General features: G+C 70.0%; 12 protein-coding genes. 9 read left to right on the top strand and 3 right to left on the bottom strand.

The features are described 5' to 3' along the window. Positions 1-2 precede the first annotated feature (2 nt). The gene (locus AB0J16_RS19455) at positions 3-527 is read left to right on the top strand and encodes a PadR family transcriptional regulator (protein WP_358540970.1); all 525 of its coding nucleotides are present in this window, start codon (positions 3-5) and stop codon (positions 525-527) included. A 119-nt stretch (positions 528-646) separates the two neighbouring features. On the opposite strand, the gene AB0J16_RS19450 is transcribed toward AB0J16_RS19455, so the two are convergent. Next, positions 647-1,891, bottom strand: a complete 1,245-nt coding sequence (locus AB0J16_RS19450; protein WP_358540967.1) for a transposase — start codon at positions 1,889-1,891, stop codon at positions 647-649. A 143-nt stretch (positions 1,892-2,034) separates the two neighbouring features. Here AB0J16_RS19450 and AB0J16_RS19445 point away from each other — a divergent pair, with 143 nt between their 5' ends. The 4 genes from AB0J16_RS19445 to AB0J16_RS19430 all read left to right on the top strand — a co-directional run bounded on the left by AB0J16_RS19445 (position 2,035) and on the right by AB0J16_RS19430 (position 6,044). Next, positions 2,035-2,778, top strand: a complete 744-nt coding sequence (locus AB0J16_RS19445; protein ID WP_358540964.1) for a siderophore-interacting protein — start codon at positions 2,035-2,037, stop codon at positions 2,776-2,778. A 110-nt stretch (positions 2,779-2,888) separates the two neighbouring features. Continuing rightward, positions 2,889-3,485, top strand: coding sequence for a CoA pyrophosphatase (locus tag AB0J16_RS19440; RefSeq protein ID WP_358540962.1), 597 nt, complete (start codon positions 2,889-2,891; stop codon positions 3,483-3,485). A 248-nt stretch (positions 3,486-3,733) separates the two neighbouring features. Further along, complete coding sequence (locus AB0J16_RS19435; RefSeq protein ID WP_357951870.1) at positions 3,734-4,393, top strand: lysophospholipid acyltransferase family protein; 660 nt, start codon at positions 3,734-3,736, stop codon at positions 4,391-4,393. Positions 4,394-4,466: 73 nt separating this feature from the next. After that, positions 4,467-6,044, top strand: coding sequence for a penicillin-binding transpeptidase domain-containing protein (locus AB0J16_RS19430; protein WP_358540959.1), 1,578 nt, complete (start codon positions 4,467-4,469; stop codon positions 6,042-6,044). A gap of 111 nt (positions 6,045-6,155) precedes the next feature. Here the strand turns inward: AB0J16_RS19430 and AB0J16_RS19425 are convergent, their stop codons facing one another. Both AB0J16_RS19425 and AB0J16_RS19420 read right to left on the bottom strand, forming a co-directional pair. After that, positions 6,156-6,851 (bottom strand): PadR family transcriptional regulator, encoded by a 696-nt coding sequence (locus tag AB0J16_RS19425; protein WP_358540957.1) that lies wholly within the window; start codon positions 6,849-6,851, stop codon positions 6,156-6,158. A gap of 269 nt (positions 6,852-7,120) precedes the next feature. After that, positions 7,121-7,402: a DUF3040 domain-containing protein gene (locus tag AB0J16_RS19420; protein WP_358540954.1), complete on the bottom strand. Its 282-nt coding sequence runs from the start codon at positions 7,400-7,402 to the stop codon at positions 7,121-7,123. 133 nt (positions 7,403-7,535) lie between these two features. Here AB0J16_RS19420 and AB0J16_RS19415 point away from each other — a divergent pair, with 133 nt between their 5' ends. From AB0J16_RS19415 to AB0J16_RS19400, 4 genes are all read left to right on the top strand, one after another. Further along, positions 7,536-8,612: an Rv2578c family radical SAM protein gene (locus tag AB0J16_RS19415; RefSeq protein WP_358540951.1), complete on the top strand. Its 1,077-nt coding sequence runs from the start codon at positions 7,536-7,538 to the stop codon at positions 8,610-8,612. Positions 8,613-8,927: 315 nt separating this feature from the next. Beyond that, positions 8,928-10,886: a translation factor GTPase family protein gene (locus AB0J16_RS19410; protein WP_358540949.1), complete on the top strand. Its 1,959-nt coding sequence runs from the start codon at positions 8,928-8,930 to the stop codon at positions 10,884-10,886. Positions 10,887-10,999: 113 nt separating this feature from the next. Then, positions 11,000-11,128, top strand: coding sequence for a hypothetical protein (locus AB0J16_RS19405; protein WP_358540947.1), 129 nt, complete (start codon positions 11,000-11,002; stop codon positions 11,126-11,128). 60 nt (positions 11,129-11,188) lie between these two features. Beyond that, entirely contained in the window at positions 11,189-14,299 is a 3,111-nt protein-coding gene (locus tag AB0J16_RS19400; protein ID WP_358540944.1) for a S41 family peptidase, read from the top strand. Positions 14,300-14,433: the final 134 nt, after the last annotated feature.

Here is a 14,433-nt window from a genome sequence, read left to right as displayed (position 1 = left end):
CCATGATGAACGCACGCCGCGCGCCCGGCGGAGGCGGTCTCGGGCCGACGGGGCGCTTCTTCGGGCCCGGTGAGCTGCGCCTGGCGATCCTGGCCCTGGTCGCCGAGCAGCCCGGCCACGGCTATCAGGTGATGAACCGCCTCGCCGACCGGTTCAACGGGACGTACGAGCCCAGCGCGGGCTCCATCTACCCGACGCTGCAGATGCTGGAGGACGAGGGTCTCGTCCGGGTCGAGGCGGCCGAGGGCCGCAAGGTGCACCACATCACCGAGGCGGGCCAGAGCGTGGTCGGCGAGCAGGCCGAGGAGATCGACCGGCTCTGGGCGCGGGCGGCCAGCCGGGGCGAGTGGGGGATGTTCCGCGAGCCGGAGGCGGCCGAGATCATCGGCCCGGCCCTGCGTCTGGTGAAGGCCGCGGTCAAGACGCTCGCCCACACGCACGGCGACCCCCGGGTGGTCGACGAGATCCAGACGATCTTCATCGAGGCCCGCCACCGGATCGAGCAGCTGGACCCCCGTCGCCGCTGACCATCCGTGCTCAGCTCCACAGGTCCGCGCTCAACCCATACATGGGTCCGCACACAAGCCCGTCCGCATGTTCTCGCTCAGCCCGCCCGCACACAGCCCGTACGCACTCAGCAAGGAGATCAACTACCACCAGCTGAAGCCGGAGGTTTGCTCTCACGGTCCCGTCTGGCAGAAGGGAGGCCGGTAGCGTGTGGCTGGTTGATGACAGCCCAGCCCGCAGCGCCGCGTGTGGCGATGTTGCGGGCCGCGATGTGGTCGGCGTGCCCAGCGAGGCCACACCGTTTGCAGACGAACCGGCCCCGCGCCGGCCGATTCGCCCTGGACACACACCCGCACTCCGGACACGCCTGCGAGGTGTAGGCGGGGTCGACCAGGACGAAGGCGATCCCGGCCCGGGCGGCCTTGTAGCGGGTGAAGGCGATCTGCTGGGCGAACGCCCAGCCGTGCAGGGTGCGCCGCTGGAACCGATGAGCCCTTACCCGCCCGCGGATGCCCTGCAGATCCTCCAGGGCGACCCCGCGGCCGGTGCGTTCGGCTTCACGCACCACAAACGTCGAGATCTGGTGGTTGAGATCGGTCATCATCCGATGCTCACGCCCCGACAGACGGCGCAGCACCCGCCGCGCCGCCGACGTGCCCTTCGCCTGCAACCGTCGGCGTTGGCGATGGCGCCGCTCCCGCAGGGTGCGGACGTGGCCGTTGCCACCGACCGGCCCCGGCAGCGCCGGGCCGGGCAGCGCCGGGCCGGGCAACACCACCCAGTCGGAGGTGACCGCCAGGTTCGCCACCCCTTGATCAACCCCCACAAAGCCGTGAACCGGCTCACGCACCACCGGCTTGGGCAGGGTGACGGCGACCTGCAGCAGCCACACGCCGCGCCGGTAGATCAGGTCTGCCTCGCCGAGCGGCAGCGTGTCGATGGCTTTGAGGTCTTCTGGTCGGCCGGTGTAGGGGATGGTGACGCGGCCGGTGGGAGTCCACAGCGACACCGTCCGGGCGTCCCGGTTGAAGCTCATCAACCGGACGTCATAGGGGATAGCACCGTGCGGGCGGAAGATGTGGGCGCGTTTCTTGCTGGCGCGCCGGTTGGCGTAGGCGCCGGCGACCCGGGCGATGGCCCGCACCGCCGCCTGCGCGCCCAGCCCGGCCACCTGCCCGCGCACCTCGTAGTAGGCCAGCCGGCGCAGCTCCACCAAGGCGAAGACGCGGTGCTGCCAGGCCAGCCGGGAGACGAGGGTGGCCGCCTGGTTGCACACCTGCACCGCTACCGCCAGGGCGTCGGTCTGGGCCGGGGTGGGTGTGAGCCGCAATTGCACGATCGTGGGCAGGCCGTGTCGTTTGGTGGTGGAGCGGCGGATCGCCATCGTGCACCTCCTGTCACAGCGGCCTCACTCACCGCACACATTACCGAACGTGACCGATTCTTTCCATACTGTTTTCGAAAGGAGGGGTGGCGCTTCCTCCCGGCCCTGAAGGACCGGGTCTCCGCGCCACCATTCAGATGAAAATGAAGACGACCATCACCCGCGCTCTGCGCGACCGGCTGTTCGTCGTCGGGGAGGTGCTGGAGACCGAGCAGGTGACGCCGCGCATGCGGAAGGTCAGGATCGGCGGCGAGGCCCTGAGCGGGCTGAAGTGGATCCCGGGACAGCACGTCCGGCTGGCGGTCAACGACATCTTCGCGGCCCGTACGTGGTTACGGGGCGAGATCACCGACGCGCTGCGGACGTACTCGATCTGGCACCACGACCCCAGCTGGCAGACCATCGAGCTGATCGGCTTCGACCACGGCGGCGACGGACCGGGCACGACCTGGATCAGGAATGCCCGGCCCGGCCAGGAGATCGCCTTCACCAAGCCGGAGGGCAGCCTCGTGGTACGCCCCGCGCCCTACCATCTGTTCGCCGGGGAGGAGACGGCGTCGGTCGCGTTCGGCGCGATGCTGCGCGCGTTGCCGCTGGGTGAGACGGTGTTCGGGGCCGTGGAGGCCGATGGGCCCGGCGACCATCTGGACCTGCCGCGCGAGCTCACCCGGGTCTGCCGCGACGGAGCGTCCGCCGCGAGCTCCGAGTTGCTGGTGGAGGCCGTCAGGAAACTCGACCTGCCGGACGAGCCCGGAGTGGCCTACCTCGCCGGGGAGGCCCGGACGATCCAGGCCGTCCGCGCGCATCTCGTACGCGAACGGGGCTGGCAGCGCGGGGACGTCCGGACGAAGCCCTTCTGGACCCCAGGCAAGCGCGGTCTCGACTGACACCTTCTGTACGCCCGGCAAGCGCAGGCTCGACTGACACCTTCTGTACGCCCGGCAAGCGCAGGCTCGACCGACATAGATGTATATGGCGGGCGTGAGATCCTGTGCTGGTGCTTCCTCCGATCGACGAGTTGCGTGAGCTGGTCACCACCCGCCTGACCGCCTTCGACCGCCGGGAGGTGCCGCCGGCCGAGGGGGTACGCCGGGCCGCCGTGACGGTGTGCGTGCTCAGGGACCCGGCCGACCTGCCGTACACGATCCTCATCAGGCGGGCGCCGCGCGGGCGCAATCCCGGGCAGTGGGCGCTGCCGGGCGGGCGGCTCGACGACGGCGAGCAGCCGGTCGAGGCGGCGCTGCGGGAACTGGCCGAGGAGACGGCCGTCACCGGTGTCGAGGTGGCGGGGCTGCTCGACGACTTCGTCACCGATTCGGGGTTCGTCATCACTCCGGTGGTGGCCTTCGGCGGGGAGCAGCGGCCGGTCGCCGACGCGCACGAGGTGGCCTCGGTGCACGCGGTGCCGCTGGAGCGGTTCCTGGCGCCGGGGGTGCCGCGCTGGCGCGGCGGGCTGCTGCAGATGCCGCTGGGGCCCTCTATCGTCGTCCACGCGCCGACGGGGGCGATTTTGTGGCAGTTCGCGGAGGTCGCTCTGCGTGGCCGTGAGCTGCGGGTCTTCGACGTCGCACAGCCACACTGGACCAGAACCTGACCGTTTCTTTTGGCCCGGTGGAATACGTGCCGCCGGATGTCCGTTAGCATCGAATGGCCGATGTGGTCTGTGTCCCCCGGGCCGCAAATTACCGCCTTCACGGAATACCGTTCGGCTGGAGCCGTGTTGTGCATCTCGCCGAGGAGGCGACCGCCACATCGGCCTTAGGCTTTTCAGGCGCCCCGGTTCCGGCCGGGGCGCCTGCTCTAGGGTGGGTGGCCGGACCGCCGATCATCCAGGAGAGCCCGTTGCTATATGAAGTGGTCAAGTTCGCCGCTACGCCGATCGCCCATGCGATGTGCCGCCCGCACATCTCCGGCGCGGCGCACGTGCCGAGGACGGGACCGGCGATTCTCGCCGCCAACCACTTGTCGGTGCTCGACTCCTACCTGCTGCCCGCGCTGCTGCCGCGGCACGTGACGTTCGCCGCCAAGAAGGAATACTTCTCCGGCAACCCGGTCTCCGGCTGGTTCATGCGCCTGGGCGGCAGCCTGCCCACCGACCGCGACAGCGCGCACGCCGCGCAGGAGATGCTCGACGCCGCCGCTGACCTGCTGGACCGCGGCGAGCTGTTCGGAATCCACCCCGAGGGCACCCGCTCCCCCGACGGCCGCCTCTACCGCGGCAAGATCGGCGTGGCCTGGCTGGCGCTCAAGACGGGTGCGCCCGTGCTGCCGGTGGCCCTCAGCGGCACCGAACGCGTGCTGCCCGTCGGCGCCAAGGTGCCGCGCCCGGCCAGGATCGGCATCACGATCGGCGCGCCGATGCGGTTCGAGGGCGACCACAGCAAGGCCCGCGACCGCCGCCGGGTGACCGACGAGATCATGGCCGCGATCCGGGAGCTGTCCGGCCAGGAATACGTGCCGACCTATGCGTCGAGCTTCAAAGCTGCCAGCAATATGTCCTAATTTGTCGCTAAGCTCTGCAACCTGTCGATGACCTGGGGGCTGACCAGTGGCGCGTGGCCGCACCATCGCGATCGTGTCCTGTGTCACCGTGCTGGCGGCGGGGGCCGCTGCCGGTGGCGCGTACTACGTGCTTCATACGAGAGGCACACCCGCCGAGACGGCGCGGCTCTTCGCCGCCGCCTGGCAGTCGGGCGACAAGGCGGCCATGAGCGCCACACTGGCCGCGCCGCAGCAACTGACGGCGTACGACCAGATGCGCACCGGCCTGGCGGTCGAGTCGACCTCGGTCAAGCTCGGCACCGTCACCAAGTCCGGCGACGACCGGGCCCGCGTGCCGTACACCACGACCTTGAAGCTGAAGAACATCGGCGACTGGACCTACGAGGGACAGATCGACCTGAAGGTGGCCGATCGCGCCTGGAAGGTCGACTGGACGCCCAAGACCCTGCATCCGTCGCTGACCGCCGGCGCCGCGTTCGCGCTCAAGACGCGCTGGCCCGACCGGGCGAAGATCACCGACGCCGACGACGGCCGTATCGACGACGGGTCGGCCGGCGGGTCGGTGCAGCAGCTCGTCGGCTACCTCGACAAGGCGACCAAGAAGGACGTGGCCAAGCTCGGCTCCGCCTACCAGGTCGGGCAGGCCGTCGGCCGGGGCGGGCTGCAGGAGACGTTCCAGAAGCAGCTGGCCGGCACCCCGGCGACCGAGATCAAGGTCGGCGACAAGACGCTGCAGACGATCGAGGGCAGCGACGGCGAGGACGTGAAGACGACACTCGACCCGCGCGCGCAGGCCGCCGCCGTCGCCGCCGTCAAGGACGTCAAGAAGCCCACCTCGATGGTCGCGATCAAGCCGAGCACCGGCGAGATCCTGGCCGTGGTCAACAACCAGGGCGGCTTCAACCGGGCGCTCGACGGCCGCTACCCGCCGGGCTCGACGTTCAAGGCCGTCACCGCGATCGGGCTGCTGGCGGCCGGGATGTCGCCGGAGGACAAGGTGACCTGCCCGATGTACGCGACGGTGGGCGGGTTGAAGATCCGCAACTCGGAGAAGGAGGAGTTCGGGTCGCTGTCGTTCCTCGATTCCTTCGCGCACTCGTGCAACACCACGTTCGCGCCGCTCGCCGAGACGCGCCTGGGCGCCGACAAGCTGCTCAAGGCGGCCGAGGACGTCGGATTCAACCAGCCGCTGAACATCGGGGTGTCGGCCACCAAGGCGAGCTTCCCCAAGCCGGAGTCGGACGCCGAGCTGGCCGCCGAATCGTTCGGGCAGGCCAGGATCACGGCCAGCCCGCTGTCGATGGCCTCGGTCGCGGCGGCCATCGCCGACGGCACCTGGCGGCCGCCCACACTGGTGCCCGACCTGAAGCAGAAGGCGGCCGAACAGCCGCTGCCCGAGGGCGTCAAGACGAACCTGCACGCCATGATGGCCGCCGTCGTCTCCAAGGGCACCGCCAAGGCGTCCGGGCTGCCCTCGGGCACGAACGGCAAGACGGGCACGGCGGAGTACGGCACCGGCGACAAGCTCCAGACTCATGCCTGGTTCATGGGGTTCAAGGGTGACGTGGCCTTCGCCGTGGTGGTGGAGGGCGGCGGCACCGGGGGCAAGGTGGCGGCTCCGGTGGCGGCCACCTTCCTGCGCCATCTGTGACCCGATCAGCACGCCTCTGCCCGGGCGGTCACATTCCTCTGTGACCGCTTGGGCATCGGATCACGTTCCTCTGTGACCTCCTGGGCATCGGGTCACATTCCTCTGACCCGATCAGCCCGCCAGGCCGCCTCTGTCCAGGCGGGCTCTTTCCGCGGTGCCGGTCTCGTCCGCGTGACCCCTTGTCGCGAGGCCCGTCGTGACCGGCACGGGACGGGTGTTCTCGTGGTAGACCCGCCACTGGTCGATGCCGGGGAACGTGCCGATCGTCAGCTCCGCCAGCAGCGCCCCGGTCCACGCCTCCTCGGCCATGCTCATGGCCAGGGCGTATTCGGACTCGATGAGGAACAGCCGCGGGATCTCGCCGCGCTCGACCTCCAGGGTCTCGCGCTGGACGGCGATCCGGTCGCGGAGCAACGCGAGCCGTCGCCGGAGCAGTGCGGTGACCTCGTCGGGGTCGAGCCCGCCCATCACCGACAGCCCGGCCTCGAACCCCGTCGGCTCCCGCTCAGGAGTCCCCAGGAGCTCGCGCGTCCAGTCCTCGGCCTCCTCGCGACCGTCGGCGGTGATGCGGTAGACGGTCCGCTCGGGCCGGCCCCCTTGCCGGGCGCTCTGGGTGGCCTTGATCAAACCATGCTTCTCCAGATTGCGTACCACTGTGTAGAAGGAGCCCCACTTGATGGGCGTCTCGCGGTCTTTACCACGGGCCCGCAGGACGGATGCCATCTCGTACGGATGCATCGGCCGTTCCGCGACCACCGTGAGCACGGCGAGGGCCAGCAGATTGGCCACCCGGCGTCGTTGCGCCACCCACACCATCCTCGTAGACGAATATTCGTGGGCGACTATACGCATGCGAGTATTCCTGGAGCAATAGGGCTTGTGTCTCCAGTGGGCCGAGATCACGGCCTGCGGGTACGGCACTCCGTGTCTGGCATTCGACGCACTGCGTCAGGCGTCTGGCGTCTCGGGCACGGCGTCTCACGCGCGGCGCACGACGCGGCGCACGACGCGCAGCCTGAGGCATCTGGCGCACGGCGCACGGGCGTCACAAAACGCCGGATATTTCGGGAGATGCGTTAGAGCGAGGCGGCCAGCGCCAGGGCCGTCGCGGCCTCGTGCTGCAGGACCATGATCAGCAGCGTGGCGACCAGAGTGGCGATCAGCAGCCAGCTGATCAGGATGATGACCGTCGAGCGGCGCGGCCTGCGCCGGCGGCCGGACTGCCCGTCGGCCTTCTCCTCGCTGCGACGAGCCCGCTCGTTGAACGACTCCAACCTCGCCACGAGTCGCGGATCGTCGTCGACGAGGTGCTGCTCGATCTGCGCCAGCATCCGCTCCTCGTCCTGCGACCAGGCCATGGGTGCACCTCCGGAACGCAAGCTCTGTGCCGGGTTTCTGCCCAACCATGAAGATCATTAGCCCCCGCCCAAGCAGGTAATTGCCACCTCTTTTCATTTGCGATCTTCGTCGAACCTTTGTTCTAATCATGGGATGCGCTGGGACAACCTGCGCCTGGCCGACTCCGGCCGGGACGATCCGGCCGTGCCGCTGTTCGCCCGCGGCGCGGTCACCCGCACGTTCGACACTCCCGAGTTCAAGGGGATGACCTTCTACGAGATCCAAGCCCGCTCGATCATCAACCGGGTGCCGGCGGCCAGCCGGGTCCCGTTCGAGCACACCATCAATCCCTATCGGGGCTGCGGCCACCGCTGCGTCTACTGCTTCGCGCGCAAGACCCACCAATATCTCGACCTCGACGCCGGCGCCGATTTCGACTCGAAGATCGTGGTCAAGGTCAACGCCGCCGAGCTGGCCCGCAAGGAGCTGGCGGCGCCGCGCTGGCACGGCGGCCCCATCGCCATGGGCACGAACGTCGACTGTTACCAGAGGGCCGAGGGCCGTTACCGGCTGATGAGGGGCGTCCTGGCCGCCCTGCGCGACGCCGCGAATCCGTTCTCGATCCTCACCAAGGGCACGCTCATTCTGCGCGATCTCGACCTGCTGACTGAGGCCGCCGAGGTCACTCAGGTGAGCGCCAGCGTGTCGGTCGGCTTCGTCGACCCCGATCTGTGGCGCTCCGTCGAGCCAGGCACCCCCGCCCCCCACCGACGGCTGGAGGTCTGCGCCACGCTCAACGACCACGGCATCCCCTGCGGTGTGCTGATGGCGCCGATCCTGCCGTACCTCACCGACTCCCCCGACCAGCTCGAACGCACGGTCAAGGAGATCGCCCAGGCGGGCGCCACGCACCTCGCGCCCATCGTCCTGCACCTGCGGCCCGGGGCGCGCGAGTGGTGGCTGGGGTGGCTGTCGCGCGAGCATCCTCGGCTCGTGCCGCGCTATCTGGAGCTGTACGGACGGGGCGCCTACGCTCCGCAGGCCTATCAGCAGCGGATCACCGACCAGGTCAAGGAGCTGGCCCGACGCCACGGTGTCGGCCGAGCGACCGCGGCTTCAGCTCGCCGCCTCCCGCCACGCGCCGAGCTCGCGCCATCGGCCCACCCCGAGCCCGCTCCACAGGCCCGGCCCGCCCCGACGGCGCGGCAACTCAGCCTCCCCGGCCTGTGACGGTGCGGCAGGTCGCCCTCCATGGCCTGTGACGGCGCGGCGGGCCAGCCGCTCCGGCCTGCGGCGGCGGGCCGGCTCAATCTCTCCGGCCCGTGAGGCGCGACCAACTCAGGCTCTCCGGCCCGTGACGGCGCGGCCTCTCCGGCCTGTCCGGGCCGGCGGACGAGTGAGCCGCGAATAAATCGCTGGCAGCGCGGCCAACGCGGGTGAGATCATGAGGCCGTTTCTGACGCCGACCAGCAGGAGATGTAATGCGGTGCCTTCGAGTCTCCCAGCGCCCCATTGGCACGAGAGTTCTCGAGGCTTCGACCACGCATGTACATCCTCAACATCGGCATCCTCGCGCATGTAGACGCGGGTAAGACCAGCCTGACCGAGCGGCTGCTGTTCCAGACCGGCGCGATCGACCGGCTGGGCAGCGTCGACGACGGCAGCACACAGACCGACAGCGGGGCCATCGAGCGGCGCCGCGGCATCACCATCCGCACCGCCGTCGCCTCCTTCACCGTGGGCGATATACGGGTCAACCTCATCGACACACCCGGCCACGCCGACTTCGTGGCCGAGGTCGAGCGCGCGCTCGGCGTGCTCGACGGCGCCGTGCTGGTGCTGTCGGCCGTCGAAGGGGTTCAGCCGCACTCGCGGCTGCTGATGAAGACGCTGCGCAGGCTGCGGGTGCCTACGCTGATCTTCGTCAACAAGATCGACCGGGCCGGGGCCCGGGAGCGGGAGCTGCTGGACGACATCCGGCGGTGGCTCTCGCCGTACACCGTCGCCTTGAACACTGTCGAGAAGATCGGCGGTCGGGATGCCCGCACGCGCCGCGTCATCGGCCCGGACGAGGCGGATGGTTCCGGCGATTCCCTCCTTGGCGGTGAGGCGGTCGGCGGTGAGGTGGCCGAGATGCTGGCCGAGCATGACGACGGCATCCTGGAGTCGCTCGTCGAGGGACGGGTGCCGAACGGCCGGCAGGTGTGGGCGGCGATGGCCCGGCAGTGCGCCGAGGGGGTGCTGCATCCGGTGCTGTTCGGGTCGGCGATGACCGGGCGGGGTGTCGGCGATCTGCTCGACGGGTTCCGGCTGCTACCCGCCACAGCCATGCCGGACACGCCCGGATCGAGCACAGCCGTAGCGGGCATGGCCGGGTCGGGTGTGGCGCTCAACGCGACCGTGTTCGCGATCGAGCGGGGCGCCGCCGGACAGAAGGTCGCCTATCTGCGGATGCGGTCCGGCGTGTTGCGGGCGCGGCAGCGGGTGCCCTTCCATCGCCTCCGCCGTGACGGGACGGTGGAGGAGTACGGTGGGCGGCCGACCGCGGTGCGTGTGGCCGGGTCGGCGGAGTCGCAGGCGGTGGCCGGGGACATCGCGAAGGTGTGGGGCGTGCCCGAGGTCCGGGTCGGCGACCACCTCGGCACCACACCAGAGGACGCGCCCAAGGGCGGGCACTTCCCGGCGCCCAGTCTGGAGACGGTGGTCAGGCCGCGGGTTCCCGGACAGGAGGGCCGGCTGCATGCCGCGCTCGCCGCCCTGGCCGAGCAGGACCCGCTGATCGGCACCCGCGCCCTGCCCGGCGGCCAGACGTCGGTACTGCTCTACGGGGAGGTGCAGAAGGAGGTCATCGCCGAGACGCTGGCCGGGGAGTTCGGGGTGGAGGCGGTGTTCGAGCCGACCCGGCCCGTCTATCTCGAACGGCCCGCGCGCCGGGCGGAGGTCGTCGAGGAGATCGCCCGCCACGGCCGCAACGACTTCGTCGCCACCGTCGGCCTGCGGGTGGAGCCGGCCGCCATCGGGTCCGGTGTCGGATATCGGCTGGGTGTGGATCTGGGGTCGCTGCCGCTGGCCTTCCACCGGGCGATCGAGGACACCGTACGCGACACGCTGTCCGAGGGCCCGCACGGCTGGCCGGTCACCGACCTCCTGGTCACGCTGACCAGAACCGGTTATGACAGCCCGATCACCACGGCGGCCGACTTCCGGGGGCGGACGACGAACGTGCTGCGGCGGGCGCTGCGTCAGGCGGGCACCCGGGTGTACGAGCCGTGCCACCGCTTCGAGCTGGAGGTGCCGCCGGAGTCGCTGAGCGCGGCGACCGTACGGCTGGCGGCGCTGGGCGCCGTGGTGGCCGATGCCGTGCGGCGGGAGGCGGTGTGGCTGGTCAGCGGTGATATCCCGGCCGTGGCGGTGCGTGAGTTCGAGCTGGCGCTGCCCGGCCTGTCGCATGGCGAGGGCGTGTGGTGGTCGCGGCCCTTCGGTGATCGTCCCGCCCGTAGGTAACGATATGTCACCATTCGTCCGCCGACAGTTACTTCACATGTCGGTTTTCTGCCGGAAATGGGTACTAAGGCGGTTGATGTACTTATCCCACATCATCCGTTCAGGGGGAACCAATGGCTCAGACGAACAAGAAGCCGGCCGCCAAGTCCGGCAAGACCAAGAAACAGACGATCAAGCCCGCCCGCCAGGACAAGGACGTCAAGGACGCCAAGAAGGAGCCCAGGAAGCCGGACGTGGCTTGACGCGGTGAAAGGATCAGGCAGCCGCGGCCGGAGTCCCGGCTGCCTGATCACGGAGCACACATGTCCGCCTACCTGCGCTTCCCCGCTATCTTCCAGGATGTGGTCGTTTTCGCGGCCGAGGACGACCTGTGGATGGTCTCCGCCCTCGGGGGGCGCGCCTTCCGTCTGACCGCCGGGCTCGCCGAAGCCGGTTACCCGCGCATCTCGCCGCGCGGCGACCAGCTCGCCTTCGTCGGGCGAGAGGAGGGCCCGGAAGAGGTGTACGTCATGCCGGCCGACGGGGGCGCGGCCCGGCGGGTCACCTATCACGGAGCCCGCTGCACCGTGACCGGCTGGGACCCCGAGGGCCGCATCCTGTACGCCAGCGACGAGTGCCAGCCGTTCGAGGGCCGCAAGTGGCTGCACCGGGTCGCGCCGGGCGGCGTGCCGCACCGCCTGCCGTACGGGCCGGCGAACTCCATCGCCCACGGCCCCCGCGGCATGATCGTCCTGGGCCGCAACACCGCCGATCCCGCGCGCTGGAAGAGGTACCGCGGCGGCACCGTCGGCGACCTGTGGATCGACCCCGACGGCGAAGGCCGCTTCCGCCGGCTCATCCGCCTGCCCGGCAATCTGGCCTCGCCCTGCTGGAGCGGTGACCGCGTCTGCTTCCTGTCCGACCACGAGGGCGTCGGCAACGTCTACTCCTGCACTCCGGACGGCGACGACCTGCGCAAGCACACCCACCACGACGACTACTACGCGCGCAATCTGTCCGGGGACGGCCACCGCCTCGTCTACCACGCGGGCGCCGACCTCTACCTGCTCGATCCCGAGGACGCGCCCCAGCGGATCGACGTACGGCTGGCCAGCTCCAGGACCCAGCGCAACCGCCGGTTCGTGGAGGCCGACGACTACCTCGAAAGCGCCACGCTCACTCCCGACGGCAGCGCCCTGGCCGTCACCGCGCGCGGCAAGGCGTACACCATGGCCGGTTGGGAAGGGCCGGTCCGGCAGCACGGCGAGCCCGACGGCGTCCGCTACCGCTTCCTGACCTTCCTCAACGACGGCCGCCGCCTCATCGCCGCCGCCAGCGACGACGGTGACGAGGAACGGCTGGTCATCCTCGGCGACCCGGCGGCCCCGGAGATCGCCCGGCTCGGGCGGATCACCGCGCTGGTGCCCGATCCCGCCCACGACCGCGTCGCCGTGACCAATCACCGCCACGAGCTGCACCTCGTCGATCTGGCCACCGGGCGGGCCGTACTCGTCGAGGCCAACCCGCACGGCCCGCCGGCGGACCCCGCCTGGTCGCACGACGGCCATTGGCTCGCGTACGCCACCCCGCTGAACGCCCACACCGCCGCGATCATGCTGCACCACCCAGCGACCGGCCAGACCGTCGCCGCCACCGAGCCCCTGCTCGAAGACTCCCGCCCCGCCTTCGACCCGCGCGGCCGCTATCTCTACTTCATCGGCCAGCGGGTCTTCTCCCCCGTCTACGACCAGCTCCAGTTCGACCTCGGCTTCCCCCTCGGCACCCGCCCCTACGCCATCGCGCTGCGACGGGACGTCCCCGACCCGTTCGTCCCGACCCCCCGCCCTCTGGGAGCGAAGGACGATGAGGAGGAAGAGGAGGAGGGCGAGCCTGAGCCGCTGCGCGTCGACCTCGACGGCCTGGCCCGCCGCGTCACCCCGTTCCCCCTGCCGGAAGGCCGCTACGAGCGCGTCGCCGGGCTGCCGGGCAAGGCGCTCATTCTCAGCAGCCCGCTGCAGGGTGAGAGCATCCTGGACCTGTACGACTTCACCAAGGGTGAGCGCGAGACCTTCGCCCACGGCGTCAGCGACTTCGAGCTGGGCCGCGATCACAAAACACTCCTGTACCGGGCGGGCGACCGGCTGCGCGTGCTGAAGGCCACCGAGACGCCCGACGACGACGGCGACACCCCGGGCCGCGAGAGCGGGTGGATCGACCTGTCCCGGATCAAGGTGTCGGTCTGCCCGGCGGCGGAATGGCGGCAGATGTTCCGTGAGGCGTGGCGGCTGCAGCTCGAGAACTTCTGGACCGAGGACATGGCCGGCGTCGACTGGCACGCCGTCTACGAGCGCTACCTGCCGCTCGTCGAACGCGTCAGCACCCGCGGCGAGTTCTCCGACCTGCTGTGGGAGCTCCACGGGGAGCTGGCCACCAGCCACGCCTACGAGAGCGGCGGCGAGTACCGGCCAGGCCCGGACTACACGCAGGGCAAACTCGGCGTCGACTGGGACTATCGCGACGGCGTTTACCACATCGGCGCCATCGTCACCGGCGACGCGTGGAACCCCGAGGCCACCTCGCCGCTCAACCGGATCGGCCTGGACATACGGCCGGGCGACGCGGTCCTGGCCATCAACGGCGCCCCCATCGGCGAGACCGCCACCCCCAACGAACGCCTGGTCAACCAGGCCGACGAGGAGGTCGAACTCACCCTGCGCCGCGACGAGCGCGTCTTCACCGCCGTCGTCCGCGCCATCGCCGACGAGGGGCCCGCCCGCTACCGCGACTGGGTCAACCTCAACCGCGCCCGCTGTCATCAGCGCTCGGACGGCCGCGTCGGATACCTACACATTCCCGATATGGGCACCGACGGGTTCGCCGAGTTCCACCGCGGCTTCCTGGCCGAGCACGACCGTGAGGCCCTCATCGTCGACGTCCGCTTCAACGGCGGCGGCAACGTCTCGGCGCTGCTGCTGGAGAAGCTGGCCCGTCGCCGTCTCGGCTACGACTATCCCCGCTGGGGCGATCCCGAGCCCTACCCGCCGGAGTCGACGCGCGGCCCGCTGGTCGCCATCACCAACGAATGGGCCGGCTCCGACGGCGACATCTTCAGCCACACCTTCAAACTGCGGGGCCTCGGCCCGCTCGTCGGCAAGCGAACCTGGGGCGGGGTCATCGGCATCTGGCCGCGGCACCGGCTGGCCGACGGCACTGTCACCACACAGCCAGAGTTCTCCTTCGCCTTCGACGACGTCGGCTGGCAGGTCGAGAACTACGGCACCGACCCGGACATCGAGCTCGACATCACCCCGCAGGACTACGCGGCGGGCACGGACACCCAGCTCGAGAAGGCCATCGACGTGATACTCGGGCTGCTGGCCGAACACCCCCCGCACACCCCGGATCCAACACATCGGCCACGGATGCAACCTTAAGAGGATTTGCAACGTCTATAGATCATGCGTGGGGTTAGTCCTCGGGGATGGACAGGACACTCCACCGAAGCGGGACAATAAGCCGGTGGCGAATTCGCACAGATCGCCACTGGCCACTTGTGTAGTGACACTCT

This window comes from Nonomuraea sp. NPDC049750 (assembly GCF_040659625.1).
Classification (GTDB): Bacteria; Actinomycetota; Actinomycetes; order Streptosporangiales; family Streptosporangiaceae; genus Nonomuraea.
Note: the sequence above shows the minus strand (reverse complement) of the source record. Positions and strands in the feature narration are given on the sequence as shown.

Bases quoted from the DNA above. Each gene is read 5' to 3' on its own strand.
- AB0J16_RS19420 (WP_358540954.1), bottom strand. From the start codon at position 7,402: ATGGCCTGGTCGCAGGACGAGGAGCGGATGCTGGCGCAGATCGAGCAG.
- AB0J16_RS19415 (WP_358540951.1), top strand. From the start codon at position 7,536: ATGCGCTGGGACAACCTGCGCCTGGCCGACTCCGGCCGGGACGATCCG.
- AB0J16_RS19450 (WP_358540967.1), bottom strand. From the start codon at position 1,891: ATGGCGATCCGCCGCTCCACCACCAAACGACACGGCCTGCCCACGATC.
- AB0J16_RS19400 (WP_358540944.1), top strand. From the start codon at position 11,189: ATGTCCGCCTACCTGCGCTTCCCCGCTATCTTCCAGGATGTGGTCGTT.
- AB0J16_RS19405 (WP_358540947.1), top strand. From the start codon at position 11,000: ATGGCTCAGACGAACAAGAAGCCGGCCGCCAAGTCCGGCAAGACCAAG.
- AB0J16_RS19410 (WP_358540949.1), top strand. From the start codon at position 8,928: ATGTACATCCTCAACATCGGCATCCTCGCGCATGTAGACGCGGGTAAG.
- AB0J16_RS19445 (WP_358540964.1), top strand. From the start codon at position 2,035: ATGAAGACGACCATCACCCGCGCTCTGCGCGACCGGCTGTTCGTCGTC.
- AB0J16_RS19455 (WP_358540970.1), top strand. From the start codon at position 3: ATGATGAACGCACGCCGCGCGCCCGGCGGAGGCGGTCTCGGGCCGACG.